The sequence below is a fragment of the Zobellella denitrificans genome (genome assembly GCF_002407485.1).
GTDB classification, from domain to species: Bacteria; Pseudomonadota; Gammaproteobacteria; order Enterobacterales; family Aeromonadaceae; genus Oceanimonas; species Oceanimonas denitrificans.
Window position 1 is genome coordinate 4,041,964 of the sequence record NZ_CP012621.1, and the last position, 20,537, is coordinate 4,062,500.

16 protein-coding genes, 1 tRNA gene and 3 rRNA genes (1 of these 20 running past the window's edge) are annotated in these 20,537 nt (G+C 63.4%); 6 read left to right on the forward strand and 14 right to left on the reverse strand.

Annotation, left to right across the window (positions count from 1 at the left end; all coding sequences use genetic code 11):
* The first annotated feature begins 88 nt into the window (after positions 1–88).
* The 4 genes from hemC to AN401_RS19105 are packed head-to-tail and all read left to right on the forward strand — an operon-like array spanning position 89 to position 4,055.
* Entirely contained in the window at positions 89–1,018 is a 930-nt protein-coding gene (gene hemC / locus AN401_RS19090; protein ID WP_094039446.1) for a hydroxymethylbilane synthase, read from the forward strand.
* Complete coding sequence (locus AN401_RS19095; protein ID WP_096780214.1) at positions 1,015–1,770, forward strand: uroporphyrinogen-III synthase; 756 nt, start codon at positions 1,015–1,017, stop codon at positions 1,768–1,770. Before hemC ends, AN401_RS19095 begins: the two co-directional genes overlap by 4 nt.
* Complete coding sequence (locus tag AN401_RS19100) at positions 1,757–2,875, forward strand: uroporphyrinogen-III C-methyltransferase (RefSeq protein ID WP_094040756.1); 1,119 nt, start codon at positions 1,757–1,759, stop codon at positions 2,873–2,875. Before AN401_RS19095 ends, AN401_RS19100 begins: the two co-directional genes overlap by 14 nt.
* Before the next feature lie 10 nt (positions 2,876–2,885).
* A complete protein-coding gene (locus tag AN401_RS19105; protein WP_096780215.1) occupies positions 2,886–4,055 on the forward strand; it encodes a heme biosynthesis HemY N-terminal domain-containing protein in 1,170 nt (389 codons plus the stop codon).
* Between the two features lie 51 nt (positions 4,056–4,106).
* Here the strand turns inward: AN401_RS19105 and AN401_RS19110 are convergent, their stop codons facing one another.
* The 7 genes from AN401_RS19110 to ilvG all read right to left on the reverse strand — a co-directional run bounded on the left by AN401_RS19110 (position 4,107) and on the right by ilvG (position 12,471).
* Positions 4,107–4,973: an NAD(P)-dependent oxidoreductase gene (locus tag AN401_RS19110; protein ID WP_096780216.1), complete on the reverse strand. Its 867-nt coding sequence runs from the start codon at positions 4,971–4,973 to the stop codon at positions 4,107–4,109.
* Positions 4,970–5,809: an urea transporter gene (locus AN401_RS19115; RefSeq protein WP_094040753.1), complete on the reverse strand. Its 840-nt coding sequence runs from the start codon at positions 5,807–5,809 to the stop codon at positions 4,970–4,972. Before AN401_RS19115 ends, AN401_RS19110 begins: the two co-directional genes overlap by 4 nt.
* Positions 5,810–6,160: 351 nt before the next feature.
* Entirely contained in the window at positions 6,161–7,714 is a 1,554-nt protein-coding gene (gene ilvA / locus AN401_RS19120; protein WP_094040752.1) for a threonine ammonia-lyase, biosynthetic, read from the reverse strand.
* Between the two features lie 3 nt (positions 7,715–7,717).
* Positions 7,718–9,568 carry a dihydroxy-acid dehydratase gene (gene ilvD / locus AN401_RS19125; protein WP_094040751.1) on the reverse strand — a complete coding sequence of 617 codons (1,851 nt, stop codon included), beginning with the start codon at positions 9,566–9,568 and terminating at the stop codon, positions 7,718–7,720.
* Positions 9,569–9,632: 64 nt separating this feature from the next.
* Positions 9,633–10,553, reverse strand: a complete 921-nt coding sequence (locus AN401_RS19130) for a branched-chain amino acid transaminase (RefSeq protein WP_094040750.1) — start codon at positions 10,551–10,553, stop codon at positions 9,633–9,635.
* An 11-nt stretch (positions 10,554–10,564) separates the two neighbouring features.
* Positions 10,565–10,825 (reverse strand): acetolactate synthase 2 small subunit, encoded by a 261-nt coding sequence (gene ilvM / locus AN401_RS19135; protein WP_094040749.1) that lies wholly within the window; start codon positions 10,823–10,825, stop codon positions 10,565–10,567.
* A complete protein-coding gene (gene ilvG / locus AN401_RS19140) occupies positions 10,822–12,471 on the reverse strand; it encodes an acetolactate synthase 2 catalytic subunit (RefSeq protein WP_096780217.1) in 1,650 nt (549 codons plus the stop codon). Before ilvG ends, ilvM begins: the two co-directional genes overlap by 4 nt.
* Positions 12,472–12,854: 383 nt before the next feature.
* Here ilvG and AN401_RS19145 point away from each other — a divergent pair, with 383 nt between their 5' ends.
* Both AN401_RS19145 and AN401_RS19150 read left to right on the forward strand, forming a co-directional pair.
* Complete coding sequence (locus AN401_RS19145) at positions 12,855–14,366, forward strand: YifB family Mg chelatase-like AAA ATPase (protein ID WP_096780218.1); 1,512 nt, start codon at positions 12,855–12,857, stop codon at positions 14,364–14,366.
* 66 nt (positions 14,367–14,432) lie between these two features.
* Positions 14,433–14,744, forward strand: a complete 312-nt coding sequence (locus AN401_RS19150) for a hypothetical protein (protein WP_094040746.1) — start codon at positions 14,433–14,435, stop codon at positions 14,742–14,744.
* Between the two features lie 48 nt (positions 14,745–14,792).
* Here the strand turns inward: AN401_RS19150 and AN401_RS19155 are convergent, their stop codons facing one another.
* From AN401_RS19155 to AN401_RS19185, 7 genes are all read right to left on the reverse strand, one after another.
* Positions 14,793–15,395, reverse strand: a complete 603-nt coding sequence (locus tag AN401_RS19155; protein ID WP_094040745.1) for a thiol:disulfide interchange protein DsbA/DsbL — start codon at positions 15,393–15,395, stop codon at positions 14,793–14,795.
* Between the two features lie 40 nt (positions 15,396–15,435).
* Positions 15,436–16,404, reverse strand: a complete 969-nt coding sequence (locus tag AN401_RS19160; protein WP_094040744.1) for a serine/threonine protein kinase — start codon at positions 16,402–16,404, stop codon at positions 15,436–15,438.
* 50 nt (positions 16,405–16,454) lie between these two features.
* Positions 16,455–17,876, reverse strand: a complete 1,422-nt coding sequence (gene ccoG, locus AN401_RS19165; protein ID WP_096780219.1) for a cytochrome c oxidase accessory protein CcoG — start codon at positions 17,874–17,876, stop codon at positions 16,455–16,457.
* Between the two features lie 309 nt (positions 17,877–18,185).
* A 5S ribosomal RNA gene (gene rrf, locus AN401_RS19170) occupies positions 18,186–18,300 on the reverse strand.
* A gap of 16 nt (positions 18,301–18,316) precedes the next feature.
* Positions 18,317–18,392: transfer RNA gene (locus AN401_RS19175), tRNA-Thr, on the reverse strand.
* A gap of 10 nt (positions 18,393–18,402) precedes the next feature.
* Positions 18,403–18,517, reverse strand: a 5S ribosomal RNA gene (rrf, locus tag AN401_RS19180).
* An 80-nt stretch (positions 18,518–18,597) separates the two neighbouring features.
* Positions 18,598–20,537: ribosomal RNA gene (locus tag AN401_RS19185) — 23S ribosomal RNA — on the reverse strand (it continues 950 nt past the right edge of the window).

Consider the following 20,537-nt stretch of genomic DNA (forward strand, 5'->3'; position numbering starts at 1 on the left):
AACATCCTGACTACGCAGCTTTCTTCCCTGAAATACGCCGGCAGGAATGATAGTATCGACCCATTGATGGACAAAGGAAGAGATTCAAATGGCAAACCGCATCATCCGCATCGCCACCCGCAAGAGCCTGCTGGCCCTGTGGCAGGCCAATCACGTCAAGGACCGGCTGGAGCAGTTGCACCCCGATGTCACTGTCGAGCTGGTGCCCATGACCACCCAGGGTGATGTGCTGCTCGATACTCCCCTGTCCAAGATCGGCGGCAAGGGCCTGTTCATCAAGGAACTGGAGCAGGCCATGCTGGACGGCCGGGCCGACATCGCCGTGCACTCGATGAAGGATGTGCCGGTGGAATTTCCCGAGGGCCTGGGCCTGACCGTGATCTGCGAGCGGGAAGATCCGCGCGACGCCTTTGTTTCCAACCAGTACCAGAGCCTGGACCAGCTGCCCGCCGGCGCCGTGGTCGGCACCGCCAGCCTGCGCCGCGAGTGCCAGATCCGCGCCCGTCGCCCGGACCTGGTGGTCAAGACCCTGCGCGGCAACGTGCAGACCCGGCTGCGCAAGCTGGATGAGGGCGAATACGACGCCATCATCCTCGCCGCCGCCGGCCTCAAGCGGCTGGAGCTGGAAGCGCGCATCGCCTGCCTGCTGAGCCCGGACGAGAGCCTGCCCGCCAACGGCCAGGGTGCCGTGGGCATCGAGTGCCGGCTGGACGACCCCGAACTGCTCGCCCTGCTGGCGCCACTCGACCATGCCCCCACCCGGCTGCGGGTGGTCGCGGAGCGAGCCATGAACCAGGGCCTGCAGGGCGGCTGCCAGGTGCCTATCGGGTCCTACGCCGAGCTGGAAGGAGACAAGCTCTGGCTGCGCGGCCTGGTCGGCCGCCCCGACGGCAGCCAGATCATCTTCGACGAGATCACCGGCCTGGCCAGCCAGGGTGAAGCCCTGGGCGCCGAGCTGGCCAAGCGGCTGCTGGCCCGCGGCGCCGACAAGATACTGGACGAGGTGTACCACTCATGACGCCGCTGGTGGTGCGCCCCGAGCCCCAGAACCAGGCCCTGTGCCAGGCCCTGGCCGAGGCAGGCCACCGGCCCCTGGCCTGCCCGCTGCTGAGCTTCGACGAAGGGGCCGAGCTGGCTCTGCTCCCGGAGCAACTCGCCACCCTCGGCCAAGGGGATTATGTGATAGCGGTCAGCGTACCGGCGGTGACTTTCGCCGATAATGCGCTGAAACGGCTGGGTCTGGCCTGGCCGGCCTGCGGCTACGTGGCCGTGGGCGAAGCCACCGGCCGGGCCCTGGCTGCCGTGGGCGTGGCGCACGCCGCCGTGCCCGAGGATCCCCGCTCCGAAGGCATCATCTCCCTGCCCGGGCTGCAACGGCTCGAGGGGCACCGGGTGCTGATCCTGCGCGGCGACGGCGGCCGCCACCTGATTGCCCCCACCCTGGCCGGGCGCGGTGCCCGGGTGGACTACTGCGAGGTCTACCGCCGCCACTATCGCCCCGACCCGGGCGGCAGCCTGGTTAAAAACTGGCAGAGCGCGGGGGTCGACAGTATTATCGTCACCAGCGGTGGCTTGCTCAGGCATGTTTTCCAGCTGGCGAGCCCCCATGCAAAGGACTGGCTGCTAAGCCGTTTATTGATTGTGCCCAGTATCCGGGTGGCGGACAGCGCCAGGGAGCTGGGGTTCACTCGGGTCATTAATGCAGAAGCTGCATCCAGCCAGGCGCTGATCGCCGCCCTGGATGAGAGGAAACGGAATGACAGACAATAAAGACAACCAAGAAAACACCCTGACCGGCACCACGGCGGCCGACCCCGTCCAGGCCGACACCACAGCGGCGGCGGGATCCGCCAAGGCAGACGCAGCAGCCACCCAGCCACCCGCCAAGGCAAACACCTCCTCCGCCAAGGGCCTGGCCATCGCCGCCATCGTCCTGGCCCTGGGACTCACCGCCGGCCTGTACTGGCACGGCCATAACCAGGCGGTGGCCCAGGCCGAGCAGCTGAACCGGCTGCAGGCGGAACTGGCCCAGCAGCAAGGCGCCCTGCAGGCCGCCCGGACCGAGCAGGAGGCCAGGCTCAAAGATCTCCTCAACAGCCAGAACACCACCGCCGAGCAGCTCGACGGCCTGTCGCGCAAGGTGCTGGATCTGGACAGCAAGCGGCCCAACGACTGGATGCTGGCGGAAGCCGAATACCTGGTGCGCATGGCCGGCCGCAAGATGTGGCTGGAGCAGGACGTGGTGGCCGCGGCCATGATGCTGGCCAATGCCGACGAGCGTCTGGCAGCCCTCAACGATCCCTCCCTGATCCCCATCCGCCAGGCCCTGGCGGAAGACATCGCCGGCATCAAGTCGGTGCAGAAGGTCGACCGGGAAGGCCTGGTGATCAAACTCAACAACATCAACGAGCAGGTCGACCGGCTCCAGCTCGCCGGGGTGATCATGGCCCGGGCCGAGGAGCCGGACTTCACCCTGTCCGGCGATATCGGTGACTGGCAGGAAAACCTGAAGAAGAGCTGGGCCAGCTTCAGCGACAACTTCGTGACGGTGCGCCGCCGTGACGGCAACGTCGAAGCCCTGCTGTCGCCCCAGCAGCACTGGTACCTGAGCGAAAACCTCAAGGGCAAGCTGCTGCAGGCCCAGCTGGCGGTCTATCGCGAGCAGCAGGAAGTGTACGACAGCGCCCTGGCCCAGTCCCGCCAGTGGCTGCAGGACTATTTCGCCGACGACAGCGTGCGCCAGTTCATGCTGGAGCAGATAGAGCAACTCAGCGGCCAGCAGATCGATGTGGATTATCCCGAGCAGTTCACCGCCCAGGATCGCCTGCAGCAGTTGCTGGACGACCGGCTGCAACGCCTGCTGACCGGCCTGTAAGGGGGTGACCATGATACGTCTTGCCATTATCGTCGCCATGCTGGTGGCCGGCCTGGTGATAGGGCCGGATCTCACCGGCCGCCAGGGCTATGTGCTGGTGGCCGCCGGCAATTACACCATCGAAACCACGGTCACCGTCTTCCTGGTGGCGGCGGTGCTGTTCTACCTGCTGCTGCTGTTCCTCGAATGGCTGCTGGGCCGCGTCTTCGGCCTGAGCCACCGCACCCGCGGCTGGTTTATGGGCCGTCGCCGGCGCAAGGCGCTGAGCTACACCCAGAGCGGCATGCAGGCGCTGGTGGCGGAGGACTACGCCACCGCCGAGAAGATGCTGGTCAAGGGCACCAAGGGCAACGATCTGGCGCTGCTCAACTACCTGAACGCCGCCACCGCCGCCCAGGCCCAGGGCCTTGAAGCAAAGCGCGACGACTACCTGCGGCAGGCCCAGGAGCAGAGCCCCGGCGCCGGCCTGGCGGTGGGCATCACCCAGGCCCGGCTGCAGTACCAGCAGGGCCAGTACGAGCAGGCCCTGGCCGGCGTCCAGCAACTGGAGAAGGAGTACGGTGCCCAGCCGGCCATCCTCAAGCTGCAGAAGGACGTCTACCAGGTCACCGGCGAATGGCAACGGCTGCTGGCCACCCTGGATGCGCTGTCCGGCAAGGGCCTGCTCGACGCCGACGACAAACAGGCGCTGCAGCAGCAGGCCTACGCCGGCTGGTTCGACAGCACCGCCAAACGCGACGGCAGCGAGGGATTGATCGCCCTGTGGCAGGAACTGCCGCGCAAGGACAAGTACCGCGCCGACCTGCTGGCCCCCCTGTGCGACCGGCTGATCGGGCTCAAGGCCCACAAGGAAGCCCAGCAGCTGCTGCTGGAGGGGCTCGACAAGCAGACGGATCCCCAGTTGCTGGCCTGCCTGACCCGGCTGCAGCTGGGCGACTACCATCCGCTGCTCAGCACCCTGGAGAAAAAGGCGAAGAAGGAAAGCCTGCCCGAGCTGCACTCCGCCCTGGGCCAGCTGTACCTGAAGGACAACAAGCCCAAGGAGGCCGAAGAGCACCTGCAACAGGCGGTGGCGCTCAAGCCCAGCGCCCGCGACTACGTGCTGCTGGCCGGCTTGGCGGAAAAGCGCAAGGACCTGGCCAAGGCCAACGACTACTACCGCCACAGCCTGGCGCTGTGAACCGGCCGCCGGCCTGAACCAGAAAGGGAGCCATCGCGGCTCCCTTTTTAATTACGGCTTGTACAGCCGGATCAGGGTGGCGGGATCCCGCTCCAGGTAGCCCTGGCCGCCGTGCTGGCGCATCAGCTGGGCGGCCAGCCCGGACATGGGGGTGGCGCTGCCGGCGCGCTGGCTCTGGGCCACCGCCATGTCCAGATCCTTGAGCAGGGTGCGCACATGCCACTTGGGATCCGGATCCGACTCCGCCGCCATCAGCGGGCCGGTGAGCTGCATGGGTTTGGAGTCGGCGAAGCCGCCGGCCAGGGCCTCGGGGATCCTGTCCGCCGCCACGCCGCAGGCCTTGGCCAGCGCCATCATCTCCGCCAGCACCATCAGGTTGCAGCCCACTATCATCTGGTTGCATACCTTGGTGACCTGCCCGGCGCCGACCGGTCCCATGTGGGTGACCCGCAGGGACAGAGGCGCGAGCACCGGGCGAATGCGCTCTATGTCCACCGCCTCACCGCCGCACATGATGGCCAGGGTGCCGGCCTCGGCCCCGGCCACACCACCGGATACCGGCGAATCCACCCAACCCATGCCACAGGCGGCCTGCAGCCGGGCGGCATAGGCCCGGGTCGCTTCCGGATCCGAACTGGAAAAGTCCACCAGCAGCTGGCCGGCCCGGCCGTGGCCGGCCACGCCGCCGGCGCCGAACACCACCTCTTCCACCACCGCGGTGTTGGCCAGGCACAGCAGCACCAGATCCACCTGCTCCACCAGTTCGGCGATGCTGGCCGCCTCGATGGCGCCGGCCGCCTTCACCGCCGCCAGCTTGTCCGGGCTGCGGTTCCACACCCGCACCTCGAACCCCGCCTGCAACAGCCGTTGCGTCATGGGCTGGCCCATCAGACCGATGCCGATAAATCCCAGTTTCATGTTTTCTCCCTGTCTTGAATGCGTTTATTACCCTGATAACAGATACCGCGGCGCAGCGCCAGGCACAGCCAGCAACTGAGCACGAAGGGCAGGGTCAGCATGGGCAGCCCCAGCCGCAGCATCAGGCCGCTCATCAGCCCGGCGGCCGTGACGCCCGCCAGTATCCAGGCCACCGGCAGCCGGTGCCAGTACAGGCCGATGGCAGCCAGCACCCCGTTGTAGCCGGCCAGGCCGAAGGTAATGACATCGGTACCGACGCCCAGGCCCCAGGCGACCAGGCTGGCCAGTACGCCGCCGATCACCGCCCAGGCCAGCAGGCCGGCCCCCGCCAGCAAGAGGGCGGCGCAGATCAGCAGGGCAGAGAAGCTGTCGGGCAGAAACACCACCTGGCCCACCGCCGACAACGCGAACTGGTGCCCCTCTGGCACCTCGATCAGCCGGCTGCCGTACAGATAGAGGGCCGGCAGCACCAGCAGGTTGAAGGGCAGCGTATACCAGGGAATGCCGGCCAGCCGGCGCAGTCCGGCGTAAATGGCGGCGCTCAGGGCACCACCCAGGATCGCCAGCGCCAGCCAGGCCGGGCCGGGTGGCGCGAACAGGCCGATGGCCAGCCCCACCAGGGCGGCGTTGAAACCGAACAGGCCGTCCCGCCAGGCCGCCGGCTCCCAGCGCCGCCAGCAGGCCAGCAGGGTGGCCGCCGCCACCGCCAGCACCATCAGCAGCGCCATCCAGGGCGAGACCCAGGCCACCGCCAGCAGCATCAGCAGCCCGGCCAGGAGGTGATTCACAAAATAGATCTGGCTGATACCGGCCAGCATCGCGGACAACAGCGCCATCGAGGACACTCCTGCACAGGAAAAGGGAACGGCGAGAATTAGAGCAGGAGGACCGACATTGATCAATACATTATTGTGAACAATGTTGCGGGTGGGTTAAGCCGCCTTTCATAAGAAGACCATAGATGGAAGCGAAAGCTTTAGGTTGTCTCAAGCAGACAGCACTGATGTCAGAGCAGGCGGACAAAGGGAACGGCTCCGCCGACCGTCACATGCCATGGACGGCATGTGCCGAGCGATACAGGGATGTACTTGAAGCGTGTCGGCGGAGCTGGCCCTTTGGCCGACTCATACCCGTGAAACAGGCGCCTTTAATCATCAAGCAGAGGGCCCCCATCGGGAGCCCTCGGTTTAATGCGCCAGGAAAAACCGGTAGGCGGGATCCTGGGTGACGTCGTACCAGGTGTAGCCCAGCTCCGCCAGGTGGCTTTCGAAGGAAGCCAGATCCGCGTCGGGCAGTTCGAAGGCGCACAACACCCGGCCGTATTCGGCGCCGTGGTTGCGGTAGTGGAACAGGCTGATGTTCCAGCGGGTGCCCAGGGTGCGCAAAAAGCGCATCAGCGCGCCCGGCTGCTCCGGGAACTTGAAGCTGTACAACCGCTCCTGCAACGGCTTGGGCGGGCGGCCGCCGACCATGTAGCGCACATGGGACTTGGCCAGATCGTTGTCGGTCATGTTGGCCACCGGGTACCCGGCCTGCTCCAGCTCCGCCATGATCTGCGCCAGCTCCCGATCGCCGTCGGACAGGCGCACCGACACCAGCAGCGCCGCCTTGTCTTCCGAAGAGTAGCGATAGTTGAACTCGGTCACCATGCGGTTGCCCAGCACCTCGCAGAACTCCAGGAAGGCGCCCTTGCGCTCCGGAATGGTCACCGCCAGCACCCCTTCCCGCTTCTCGCCCAGCTCGCAACGCTCGGAGACGTAGCGCAGGGAGTGGAAGTTGACGTTGGCCCCGCTGAGGATGGCCGCCATGCGCGCGTGGGCATAGTCCCCGGCCTGGCTGTACTTCTTCAACCCGGCCAGCGACAGCGCCCCCGACGGCTCGGCGATGGCGCGGGTGTCCTCGAAAATGTCCTTGAGGGCGGCGCAGATCTCGTCGGAGGTCACGGTCACCACCCCGTCCAGGTATTCCTGGCACAGGCGGAAGGTCTCGGTGCCCATGCGCTTCACCGCCACCCCGTCGGCGAACATGCTGACCCTGTCCAGGGTGACGATTTCACCGGCCTTGAGCGCCGCCTTGAGGCAGGCGGAGCCCTCGGCCTCGACCCCGATCACCTTGACCTGGGGCAGCAGTTGCTTGATGTACACCGCCACCCCGGCGGCCAGGCCACCTCCGCCCACCGGCACGAACACATGGGTCAGGCGGGTGTCCTGCTCCAGCAGCTCGCGACCTATGGTGCCCTGACCGGCGATCACGTCCTCGTCATCGAAGGGCGGGATCAGGGTCAGGCCCCGGGCCTGGGCCAGCTCCAGGCAATGGGCATAGGCTTCGTCGAAGTTGTTGCCGTGCAGCACCACCTGGCCGCCGAGCCGGCGCACCGACTCCACCTTGATGTCGGGGGTGACCACCGGCATCACTATGGTGGCGTCGATGCCCAGCTTGGCGGCGGACAGGGCCACGCCCTGGGCATGGTTGCCGGCGGAGGCGGCGATCACCCCCTTCTGCTGCTGCTCGGTGCTGAGCTGGGCAATCTTGTTGTAGGCACCCCGCAGCTTGAAAGAATGCACCGGCTGCATGTCTTCCCGCTTGAGCGAGACAGGATGGCCCAGCCGCTCGGAAATCTTCTTGAGCGGCGACAGCGGCGTCACCCGCGCCGCCTCGTACACCGGCGACAGCAATATCCTGCGCAGGTATTCGGTGGCCGTGCGGGGTGCGGCAGCCTCTTTCAATGCCGGCTGTGCCATGCGCTAACCTCCCAGCTTGCTGCGATCGCGCACCGCGCCCTTGTCGGCACTGGTGGCCAGGGAGGCGTAGGCGCGCAGGGCGAAGGACACTTCCCGCTCGCGGTTTTCAGGGCGCCAGGCCTGGTCGCCCCTGGCCTCCATGGCGGTGCGGCGGGCGGCCAGCTCGGCCTCGGGCACATCCAGCACTATGCTGCGACCCGGGATGTCGATGTCGATGATGTCACCGTCCTGCACCAGGGCAATGGTGCCGCCGTTGGCCGCCTCGGGCGACACGTGGCCGATGGACAGGCCGGAGGTGCCGCCGGAGAAGCGGCCGTCGGTGATCAGGGCGCACTTGGTGCCCAGGCCCATCGACTTGAGGTAGGTGGTGGGGTAGAGCATTTCCTGCATGCCGGGGCCGCCCTTGGGACCTTCGTAGCGGATCACCACCACCTCGCCGGCCTTGACCTCGCCGCCGAGGATGCCGGCCACGGCGGTGTCCTGGCTCTCGTAGACCCGGGCCGGGCCGCGGAAGGTCAGGTTGTCGTCGGCCACGCCGGCGGTCTTGACGATGCAACCGTCCAGGGCCAGGTTGCCGGCCAGCACCGCCAGGCCGCCTTCCTGACTGTAGGCGTGATCGATGCTGCGGATGCAGCCCTCGGCGCGGTCATCATCCAGCTCGGGCCAGCGGCAGTCCTGGCTGAATGCCCGGGTGGTGCGGATACCGGCCGGGCCGGCGCGGTACATGGTTTTCACCGCCTCGTCGGGAGTTACCATGATGTCGTAGCGGGCCAGCTGATCGGCCAGGGTCATGCCCAGCACGGTCGGTACTTCGGTCTTGAGCAGGCCGGCCCGGGCCAGTTCGGCCAGTATGCCCATGACGCCACCGGCCCGGTGCACGTCTTCCATATGGTATTTCTGGGTGGAGGGGGCCACCTTGCACAGCTGGGGCACCTGACGCGACAACCGGTCGATATCGTCCATGGTGAAGTCCACGTCCGCCTCCTGGGCCGCGGCCAGCAGGTGCAGTACCGTGTTGGTGGAGCCGCCCATGGCGATGTCCAGCACCATGGCGTTCTCGAACGCCGCCTTGGTGGCGATGGTGCGCGGCAGGGCGGTGGCGTCTTCCTGCTCGTAGTAGCGCTTGGTCAGCTCGACGATGCGGTGACCAGCGGTCTTGAACAGCTGCTCCCGATCGGCGTGGGTCGCCAGCAGGGAGCCGTTGCCGGGCTGGGACAGCCCCAGGGCCTCGGTCAGGCAGTTCATGGAGTTGGCGGTGAACATGCCGGAGCAGGAGCCGCAGGTAGGGCAGGCGCTGCGTTCGATCTGCTCGCTTTGTTCATCGGACACCGTGGGATCGGCGCCCTGGATCATGGCGTCCACCAGATCCAGCTTGATGATCTGATCGGACAACTTGGTCTTGCCCGCTTCCATGGGGCCGCCGGACACGAAGATCACCGGGATGTTGAGGCGCAGGGCGGCCATCAGCATGCCGGGGGTGATCTTGTCGCAGTTGGAGATGCACACCATGGCGTCGGCGCAGTGGGCGTTGACCATGTACTCCACCGAATCGGCGATCAGCTCCCGGCTGGGCAGGCTGTAGAGCATGCCGCCATGGCCCATGGCGATGCCATCGTCCACCGCTATGGTGTTGAATTCCTTGGCCACCCCGCCGGCGGCCTCGATTTCCCGGGCGACCAGTTGCCCGAGATCCTTGAGGTGCACGTGGCCGGGCACGAACTGGGTGAAGGAGTTGACCACGGCGATGATCGGCTTGCCGAAATCTTCTTCGGTCATGCCGGTGGCGCGCCACAGGGCGCGGGCGCCGGCCATATTGCGGCCGTGGGTGGTGGTGGCGGAACGATACCTTGGCATTGCTTCATTACTCCTGAGTCGGGAACATCAGGGGCGCCCTGGGCGCCCCTTCTCGTGATGGTGGTTAGTTGACCGGGGTGAGCCAGCCCCATTTGTCCTGGGTGGTGCCGTCGAACAGGCCGAAGAAGGCTTGCTGCAGCTCGGCGGTCACGGGACCGCGCTTGCCCTCGCCCAGGCTGATGCCGTCCACGCTGCGCACCGGGGTCACCTCGGCGGCGGTGCCGGTCATGAACATCTCGTCGGCCAGGTACAGGGCCTCGCGGGCGATGGCTTCTTCCCGCACCTGATAGCCGGCCTCGCGGGCCAGGGTCATCAGGGTATCCCGGGTGATACCGGGCAGGATACAGGCGGTAACCGGCGGGGTATAGAGTACCTTGTTCTTGATCAGGAACAGGTTCTCGCCCGCGCCTTCGCTCAGGTGGCCGTGCACGTCCAGGGAGATGCCCTCGGTATAGCCGTGGCGCTTGGCCTCACCGGAGATCAGCTGGGAAGACAGATAGTTGCCGCCCGCCTTGGCGCCGGTGGGCATGGTGTTGGGCGCCAGCCGGTTCCAGGAGGTCACGCACACGTCCACCCCGTTCGCCAGTCCTTCCTCGCCCAGGTAGGCGCCCCAGGGAATGGCGGCGATGATCACTTCGCAGGGCACGTCCCTGGGCGCGTTCAGGCCCATGCCGACGTTGCCGATAAACACCAGCGGCCGCAGGTAGGCGCTGTCCAGTTCGTTCTTGGCTACCGCTTCCCGGCAGGCGTCCATCAGCTCGGCCTTGGTGTAGGGAATGTTCATCCGGTAGATCTTGGCGGAATCGAACAGCCGCTGCACGTGCTCTTCCAGGCGGAAGATAGCCGGCCCCTTGGGGGTGTTGTAGGCCCGGATGCCTTCGAATACCGAAGAGCCGTAGTGCAGGGCGTGGCTCATCACATGCACCTGGGCCTTGTCCCAGGGCACCATATCTCCATTGAACCAGATGTAGTTGGCGGTAGACATTATTGTTTTCCTCAAGCCGTTTTTCTGAGTCGTTGTTCCATGAGCCGGGCTTCGACGCGGGTGACATCCATCAGTTTTTCAAGCTGGCGGCTTAACAACTGGATAGGTCTTTCGCTACTGACAGTAACCCTAATGTTGACGTTTTGACAATCGGCCGAGGTGGACATTTCCATGTCGTCGACCCGAAAACCCCGGTGGCGGGTCATGCGCAGTACCCGTTCAAGCACTTCCGGGCGGAACTGGGCTTCAATATGCAAATTGTGCTGGTTCATGCTTGTTTCTCCATCATCTGGTCGTTGGCGACGCCCGGCGGCACCAGGGGCCAGACGTTTTCTTCCTCTGAAATACGGACATGCAGCAAGTAGGCGGACTCGGCGGCCAGCATGCGCTGGATGGCCGGCTCGACCTCTTCCTTGCGGGTAATGGTTTCACCGGGAATGTTGAAGGCGGCGGCCATGGCCACGAAATCCGGGTTGTCGGTAAGGATGGTTTCGCTGTAGCGGCCGTCGAAGAACAGCTCCTGCCACTGGCGCACCATGCCGAGGCGCTGGTTGTCGAGCAGTACCATCTTCACCGGCAACTGGGCCCGCTTGAGGGTGCCCAGCTCCTGCACGTTCATCATGAAGGAGCCGTCGCCCGACACCAGCACCGAGGTATGCTCCGGACGGGCCAGTTTGGCGCCGATGGCGGCGGGCAGGCCGAAGCCCATGGTGCCCAGGCCGGCGCTGCTCAGGTGGTTGCGCGGGCTGGTAAAGCGCATGTGCTGGGCCACCCACATCTGGTGCTGGCCCACGTCGCAGCTGACCATGGCATTGTCGTCCAGCGCCTCGCTCAGTTGCTTGAGCATCAGCGGGGCATAGATGGCCTCGCCCGGGTGATCGTAGCGCCAGCCGTGGGCGGCCTTGAGCCGCCGGCACTGGTCACGCCAGTCGTCGATGTCCAGCTCGTCCCGGCCCAGCAGGGGCAATACCTCCTTCAATTCGGCATCCATGCCCACATGGGCGTGGCGCACCTTGCCGAATTCGGCGGCGTCCTTGTCCAGGTGGATCACCTTGGCGTGGACCGCGAAGGCATCCAGCTTGCCGGTGACCCTGTCGTCGAAACGGGCACCGACCACGATCAGCAGATCGCTCTGCTGAACCGCCAGGTTGGCGGCTTTTGTGCCGTGCATCCCCAGCATGCCCAAAAACAGCTCATCGTCCGGATCCAGGGTGCCGATGCCCTTCAGCGTGGTCACCGTCGGCAGGCGGCAAGCGCGGGCAAAAGCGCGCAATTCCGCCTCGGCGCCGGCCATGCCGACCCCGCCGCCCACGTAGAGTACCGGTTTCTCGGCTGCCGCCAGCAGGGCCCTGGCCTGGGCCAGCGCCTCCTGATCCAGGGGGTTGGGCTCGGCCACGAAGGGAGATGACGGCTTGGGCTCCACCAGGGAAACCTGGATATTCTTGGGCACGTCGATCAGCACGGGCCCGGGGCGGCCGGAGCGGGCAACCTCGAAGGCTTCGGCGATGATATCGCCAAGATCCTCGACGTTCTCCACCAGATAGGAATGCTTGGTGCAGGACAGGGACATCCCCAGCACGTCCACTTCCTGGAAGGCATCGGTGCCGATCGCCGCCATGGGCACCTGGCCGGTGATGGCCACCACGGGAATGGAATCGAGCATGGCATCGGCCAGACCGGTGATCAGGTTGGTGGCTCCGGGGCCCGAGGTGGCCATGCACACCCCCACCTGACCACTGGCTCTGGCATAGCCCACCGCCGCCAGGGCGGCCGCCTGCTCGTGGCGGCACAGCAGGTGCTCGACGCCACCGTCGTAGAGGGCATCGTAGAGCGGCATGATGGCGCCGCCGGGATAGCCGAAGATCTGGGTTACCCCCTGTTGTTTCAATGCCTGAACAATGTACTGTGCGCCGTTCATCTTGTTGCTGTCCCTGTATTGCTGCCAAAGCCGGTTTAAAAAAAAACCCCCGAGCGGGTCGCTCGGGGGTTTTGCGTTGTTGTCTGCCGGTTGTTCTACTTTTCGTCAGACCACAGTGCCCCGAGCGGTGATTTAATAATCACCACTAGGACCACGATAATGCTGACGAAACGCACGAACAGATTCATATACCGACCATAAAAATAAGGGGCGGACCGGAACATCCCGACCCGACAGGCCTATAGAACTAGCATATATGGCCTACACTAGACAAGACTTTATTGTTTACAAAATCAAATGAGGGGCCAGTATCGCCCCATCAAAACCAGAATAAAACACCACATTAAAAACATTACTTAAAATAAAAAACCAGGGAGACCGGGATGTCACTCGCCGTCGTTTTTGCCCGCGCCAGCCTGGGCGTTACCGCGCCGCTGGTCACCGTCGAAGCCCACCTGGCCAACGGCCTGCCGGCGTTCAACATCGTCGGCCTGCCGGAAACCACCGTCAAGGAAGCCCGGGACAGGGTGCGCAGCGCCCTGCTCAATTCGGGTTTCGAGTTTCCCGCCAAGCGCATCACCGTCAACCTGGCCCCCGCCGATCTGCCCAAGGAAGGGGGCCGTTTCGATCTGCCCATCGCCCTGGCCGTGCTGGCGGCCTCCGGCCAGGTACCCGCCGACGGTCTCGGCCGGCTGGAGTTTCTGGGGGAGCTGGCCCTCACCGGCGAGCTGAGGCCGGTCCGGGGCGCCCTGCCCGCGGTGCTGGCCGCCCGGGACAGCGAGCGGCAGCTGGTGCTGCCCAGCGGCAACGGTGACGAGGCGGGGCTTATCTCGCCCTGCCCGGCCCTGCTGGCGCCTCATTTGCTGGCCATTACCGCCTGGTTGCGATCCCAGGGCGAGCTGGCCGCCCCGGAACCGGTCGGTCCGAGCGGGGACATGGAGGCCGCCGACCTGAGCGAGGTAATAGGGCAGGAAGGGGGCAAGCGGGCACTGGAGATCGCCGCCGCCGGCGAGCACAACCTGCTGCTGCTCGGCCCGCCGGGCACCGGCAAGAGCATGCTGGCCAGCCGCCTGCCCGGCCTGCTGCCGCCGATGACCGAGGCGGAAGCCCTGGAATCGGCCGCCGTGCGCTCCATCAGCGGCCTGGGGCTGGATCCCTCGCGCTGGCTGCGTCGCCCCTTCCGGCAGCCGCACCATTCGGCCTCCGCCGTGGCCCTGGTCGGCGGTGGCGGCTATCCCAAACCCGGCGAAATTTCCCTGGCCCACCACGGGGTGCTCTTCCTCGACGAAATGACCGAGTTCGAACGACGGGTGCTGGATGCCCTGCGCGAACCGCTCGAAACCGGCAGCGTGTCCATTTCCCGCGCCGCCCACAGGGTCACCTTCCCCGCCCGCTTCCAGCTGATCGGCGCCATGAATCCCAGCCCCTGCGGCCACTACGAGGACGGTCGCAGTCGCAGCTCTTCCGAGCAGATACTGCGCTACCTGAGCAAGGTTTCCGGCCCCTTTCTCGACCGTTTCGATCTGTCGGTGGAGATCCCCCTGCTGCCGCCGGGCGAGCTCAGCCGCCCGCGCCCTCCCGCGGAAAGCTCGGCACAGGTGCGTGACCGGGTACTGGCGGCCCGGGCCCGGCAATTGGCGCGGGCCGGCAAGAGCAATGCCCGACTCGGTACCGCCGAGCTGGACCGGTTTTGTCCCCTGGCCCGGGAAGATGCCGTCTTCCTGGAGCAGGCCCTGCACCGGATGAAGCTGTCGATCCGGGCCTGGCACAAACTGATCCGGGTGGCCAGGACCATCGCCGATCTGGCCGATGAACCCCAGATAGCCCGATCCCATCTGATAGAAGCCCTGGGCTACAGGGCCATGGACAAGCTGCTGCACCGGCTGCAACAATGAGGGCTGCAAAGAAGGAAAAACTGCTCTACCTTAAGGGGACGGTCACCGTTTGATAGGGACATCAACATGAAGAGTGCCAAGGAGTTTGCCGGCTGGCTGCACGAGCGTTTCGGAGAAATAAAATCCGGTGTCTATCTCACCAAGCACGACATCGCCACCCTGTCCGGGCGCCAGCGCTTCACCCACGAATTCATCACCGACATTCATTACGAGCTGGCGCTGCAGGGAATGGGGTTCGTCACCGATACCCACAGGGAAAAGTTCTATCTGTTCCACCTGCCTACCGAGCATTGGCAAACCAGGGGCGACTATTACCAGGAGCCGGCGTCCAATATCCACCTGATGCCGCCGGCAAAGCGCAGCTCCCCCCCGCAATAACTGAACGGGGCCAGCCCCGAAAGGCTGGCCCCGCATCCCAAGCCTGATTCAGTCGGCCGCCAGCAGATACTCCACCACCCGGTAAAACCGGTCTTCCGAACCGATTTCACCCATGTTCAGCTGGTATTTGCCCCTGACCACTATGGTCGGGGTGCCGCGCACGTTGAAGTTTTCGGTCGCCCTGTCGTACTGGGCGACCATGCCGTTCAGGGCGAAGCTGTTGATCACGCCGTCGAAGGCTTTTTCCTCGACACCCTGTGCGACAAAAATCGCCCGGATGTCATCCATGCTATTGGGCATCTTCTTCTGGCGGTGGATCTGATCGAAAATGGCCGGGGTCAGCTTGTCCTCCACTTCCAGCAGCACGGCGGCACCATAAGCCCGCTGCAGCACGGGGCCCATCTCCCGTCCCAGGAAGGGGACCGGCACCTTCTTCAGTTCGGCCTCGGGCACCCGCTCCGACAGCTTGTCCATCAGCGGCTGGAAGCTGTAGCAATGGGGGCAGACATAGGAAAAGAACTCGGTCACTTCCGGCTTGCTGCTCGCCGTTTCCTTCACCACGGTATACTCGACTCCTTCCTTGAACTCCGGCGCGGCCGAGGCCAGGGGAGCCAGCAACAGGGTCAACAAGGCAAAGACTAACTTTTTCATACTCAATCCCATTTAGTAAAGGCTGTCTCAAGGTAAGTAATCAGTTCCAGGACGTCAAGGACAACGGCGGCGCGTCCAGCCGCTGCAACTGCTCTTCCAGGGTGCCGATCTGCTGCTGCCAGTAGCCCTCGGTATTGAACCAGGGGAAGTTGGCCGGAAAGGCCGGATCGGACCAGCGCGACGCCAGCCAGGCCATGTAGTTCACCATGCGCATCGCCCTGAGCGGCTCAATCAGGGCCAGCTCGGCCGCATCGAACTCCCGCACCGTCTCGTAGCCGGCCAGCAGGGTATCCAGCTGCACCAGTTGCTCCTGCCGGCTGCCGCTGAGCATCATCCACAGATCCTGCACCGCCGGGCCCCGGCGGCAGTCATCAAAATCGAGCAGCCAGGGCCCGTCGCGCCAGAGCAGGTTGCCGGCATGACAGTCACCGTGCAGGCTGAGCTGCTTGCCGGGCCGGTACAGTTCGGTGGCGCGCTTGACCAGCCGCCGCAGCAGGCTCAGGAAATCCGCCCGCAAGCGGCCCGGCAACTCGGCCTCGCGCTCCAGCACGCCGTATGCCCGGTGCAGGTAGTCGTCGGTCGACAGTACCGGCCTGGACTGCAGGACGAAGCGCTCTCCTACCTGGTGCAGCAGGGCCAGTTGCTCGCCCAGCGCCTCGAGCTGCTCCAGGCTGTCCGTCTCGAACTGACGGCCGGCCACCGCCGGCCATACGGCGAATACTATCCCCTGGTATTCGAACAGGGTCTCCCGCTCCTGGCGCAGCGGGATTGCCACCCTGACCCCGGCATCCGCCAGCGCCTGCAGGAAGCCGTGCTCTTCCAGGATCTGCTCCCGGGTCCAACGCTGCGGGCGGTAAAACTTGGCCACCAGGGGCCCCTGCTCGTCGTTCTTGAAGCGGTAGACGCGGTTTTCATAACTGTTCAGTGCCATCAGCCCCGAGTCGACATAGATGCCGACGCTGGCGAGGGCATCGGTGATCACGTCGGGGGTAAGCTGGTAGTAGTTCATATCACTCCAGGGGAAAAAAGGCCGCCGTCAGACAACGGCGACCATCAGGGTCAGCGGGCGGAGCTGAAGAACTTGCTCTCGGTCTGCAGGCTGGCCTTGCGATCATCGGGGTTGGCCCCCTTGCGGCTCATCACGAAGGTGATATCGCCGACCGGGGACGACAACAGGTAGGGATCCGCCGACAGGCTGATCGGCAGGCTCAGCACCTCGCCCGCCTGCACCGTTACTTCGCTCGGACCTATCCACTCCAGATCATCCATGCCTTCAACCCTGAGCTGATAGGTTTCCTGCTCCAGGGTCTTGTTGATGATTTTCAGAGTATAGGTGTTTTCCACCAACCCTTCGGTGGTCTCGCGGTACAGCTGGTTCCGGTCCCGGATCACCTCTATGCCCATCGGCATGATGCTGGACGCCATGTAGACAAAGGCAGCCAGCATCAGCGCCATGACCACACCGTAGCCGATCAACTTGGGCCGCGCCACATGGGTCTCCTTGTGCCGCAACTTGTGTTCGGTGGTGTAGCTGATCAGGCCCTTGGCATACCCCATCCGCTCCATGGTCTGATCGCAGGCATCGACACAGGCACCACAGTTGATGCACTCGTACTGCAGGCCGTCGCGTATATCGATGCCGGCGGGGCACACCTGCACACACATGTCGCAGTCGATACAGTCGCCCAATCCCAACTGGCCGGGATCCGCCTTGCGGGAGCGCGGTCCCCGCTTCTCGCCCCTTTCGCTGTCGTAACTGACGGTATAGGTGTCCTTGTCGAACATGGCCGACTGGAAACGGGAATAGGGGCACATATGGGTGCACATTATGGTGCGCATCCAGCCGGCGTTGCCATAAGTACAGAAGGCGAAAAACAGCACCCAGAACGCCGGCCAGAAACTGGCCGAAAAGGTCAGCAAGCCCAGCCCCAGTTCCGCCGCCGGCACGAAATAGGCGATAAAGGTAAAGCCGGTAAACAGGGAGACCGTCAGCCAGGCGAGGTGCTTGGCGGTTTTGCGCCACAGCTTGTTGAAACTCCAGGGAGACTTGTCCAGTTGCCGGCGCTTGTTGGCGCTCCCTTCCAGCTTTTCCTCAAACCAGATAAAAAGGAAGGTCCATACCGTCTGCGGGCAGAGATACCCGCACCATACCCGCCCGAGGAAGGTCGTGATAAAAAACAGGCCGAATGCCGCCACCATAAACAGCAAGGCCAGCAGGGTCAGATCCTGGGGCCAGATGGTGGAGCCGAAAATATGGAAACGCTGGTGCTCGATATCCAGCAAGATCGCCTGTCGACCATCCCAACTCAGCCAGGGACCGACGACAAACAACAGCATGAAGAACCAGCCCATCAGCTTGCGCAGCCGCTGCCACTGTCCCTTCTGTGCCCTTACATAGATATGGCCTTCGTCCGTCGGCCGATGGGAGCGCACGGCTCCGGTGACATCCTTGATGTCAATCTGCTTGTTTTTATCGTTCATATGCTCACATTGTTACTCTGACTGGCTGCGGCTGCATTATCTGCCTACAAGATGTAACCTCTTGTTAACTTGCAGATAAAATACGAGTTATGCGGCATTTTGCAGCAAAACCTAATATAAAAGGGTGATCTTTATCACCTTTTTCCGAGTCGGTCCCGCTTTCCTCGCTCAGGAGTACTCATGGTAGGCCATTGCGACGACCGGGCACCATGATGGCGATCAGTCAGGCGGCCCGGTCAGGAAGAAAATATGCGGATTGGGAGCAGAAACGAAAAAGCCCCGCTGTTATCAGCGGGGCTTGGAATAGGTGTTTGACTGTGACCTACTTTCACATGGCAGCTGCCACACTATCATCGGCGCGGGTGCGTTTCACTTCTGAGTTCGGCATGGGATCAGGTGGGGCCACAACGCTATGGCAGTCAAACAAAACTTCAAAATCATGGTGCTGATACCCAGAATCGAACTGGGGACCTCACCCTTACCAAGGGTGCGCTCTACCATCTGAGCTATATCAGCAGAATTGGGTGCCTGGCAGTGACCTACTTTCACATGGCAGCTGCCACACTATCATCGGCGCGGGTGCGTTTCACTTCTGAGTTCGGCATGGGGTCAGGTGGGACCACAACGCTATCGCCGCCAGGCAATAAACTTTAATCCGGAAAAGCTGTCTTCGATGAATTTGTTCTTGAAACCGCAAGGTCTCACACTTCTTGGGTGTTGTATGGTTAAGCCGCACGGGTCATTAGTACAGGTTAGCTGCACGTATCGCTACGCTTCCACACCCTGCCTATCTACGTCCTAGTCTCGGACGGCCCTTCAGGAGGTTCTAGACCTCTGGGATGACTCATCTCGGGGCTCGCTTCCCGCTTAGATGCTTTCAGCGGTTATCGATTCCGAACTTAGCTACCGGGCAGTGCCATTGGCATGACAACCCGAACACCAGCGGTTCGTTCACTCCGGTCCTCTCGTACTAGGAGCAACCCCCCTCAATCATCCAACGCCCACGGCAGATAGGGACCGAACTGTCTCACGACGTTCTGAACCCAGCTCGCGTACCACTTTAAATGGCGAACAGCCATACCCTTGGGACCGACTTCAGCCCCAGGATGTGATGAGCCGACATCGAGGTGCCAAACACCGCCGTCGATATGAACTCTTGGGCGGTATCAGCCTGTTATCCCCGGAGTACCTTTTATCCGTTGAGCGATGGCCCTTCCATGCAGAACCACCGGATCACTATGACCTGCTTTCGCACCTGCTCGACCTGTCCGTCTCGCAGTTAAGCTGGCTTATGCCATTGCACTAACCGTACGATGTCCGACCGTACTTAGCCAACCTTCGTGCTCCTCCGTTACGCTTTGGGAGGAGACCGCCCCAGTCAAACTACCCACCAGGCACTGTCCGCAACCCCGATCAGGGGCCAACGTTAGAACATCAAACATACAAGGGTGGTATTTCAAGGTCGGCTCCACGGCAACTGGCGTCACCGCTTCACAGCCTCCCACCTATCCTACACATGTAGGGTCAATGTTCAGTGCCAAGCTATAGTAAAGGTTCACGGGGTCTTTCCGTCTAGCCGCGGGTACACCGCATCTTCACGGCGATTTCAATTTCACTGAGTCTCGGGTGGAGACAGCGTGGCCATGGTTACACCATTCGTGCAGGTCGGAACTTACCCGACAAGGAATTTCGCTACCTTAGGACCGTTATAGTTACGGCCGCCGTTTACCGGGGCTTCGATCAAGAGCTTCACCTTGCGGCTAACCCCATCAATTAACCTTCCGGCACCGGGCAGGTGTCACACCGTATACGTCCTCTTACGAGTTTGCACAGTGCTGTGTTTTTGATAAACAGTCCCAGCCACCTGGTCACTGCGACTGGCTCAGGCTCCATCCGCAAGGGACTTCACCCGCTCCAGCGTACCTTCTCCCGAAGTTACGGTACTATTTTGCCTAGTTCCTTCACCCGAGTTCTCTCAAGCGCCTTGGTATTCTCTACCCGACCACCTGTGTCGGTTTGGGGTACGGTTCACACACATCTGAAGCTTAGAGGCTTTTCCTGGAAGCCGGGCATCAATGACTTCGTCACCGTGGTGACTTCGTCTCGGGTCTCAGTGTTGTGCGTCCGGATTTGCCTAAACGCACCACCTACACCCTTTCACCAGGACTACCAACGCCTGGCCCATCTAGCCTTCTCCGTCCCCCCATCGCAATGTGTGTCAGTACGGGAATATTAACCCGTTTCCCATCGACTACGGCTTTCGCCCTCGCCTTAGGGGCCGACTCACCCTGCCCCGATTAACGTTGGACAGGAACCCTTGGTCTTCCGGCGAGGAGGTTTTTCACCCCCTTTATCGTTACTCATGTCAGCATTCGCACTTCTGATATCTCCAGCATGCCTCACGACACACCTTCGCAGACTTACAGAACGCTCCCCTACCACTCAGAATAAATTCTGAATCCGCGGCTTCGGTGCCTGGTTTAGCCCCGTTACATCTTCCGCGCAGGCCGACTCGACCAGTGAGCTATTACGCTTTCTTTAAATGATGGCTGCTTCTAAGCCAACATCCTGGCTGTCTGAGCCTTCCCACCTCGTTTCCCACTTAACCAGAACTTGGGGACCTTAGCCGGCGGTCTGGGTTGTTTCCCTCTTCACGACGGA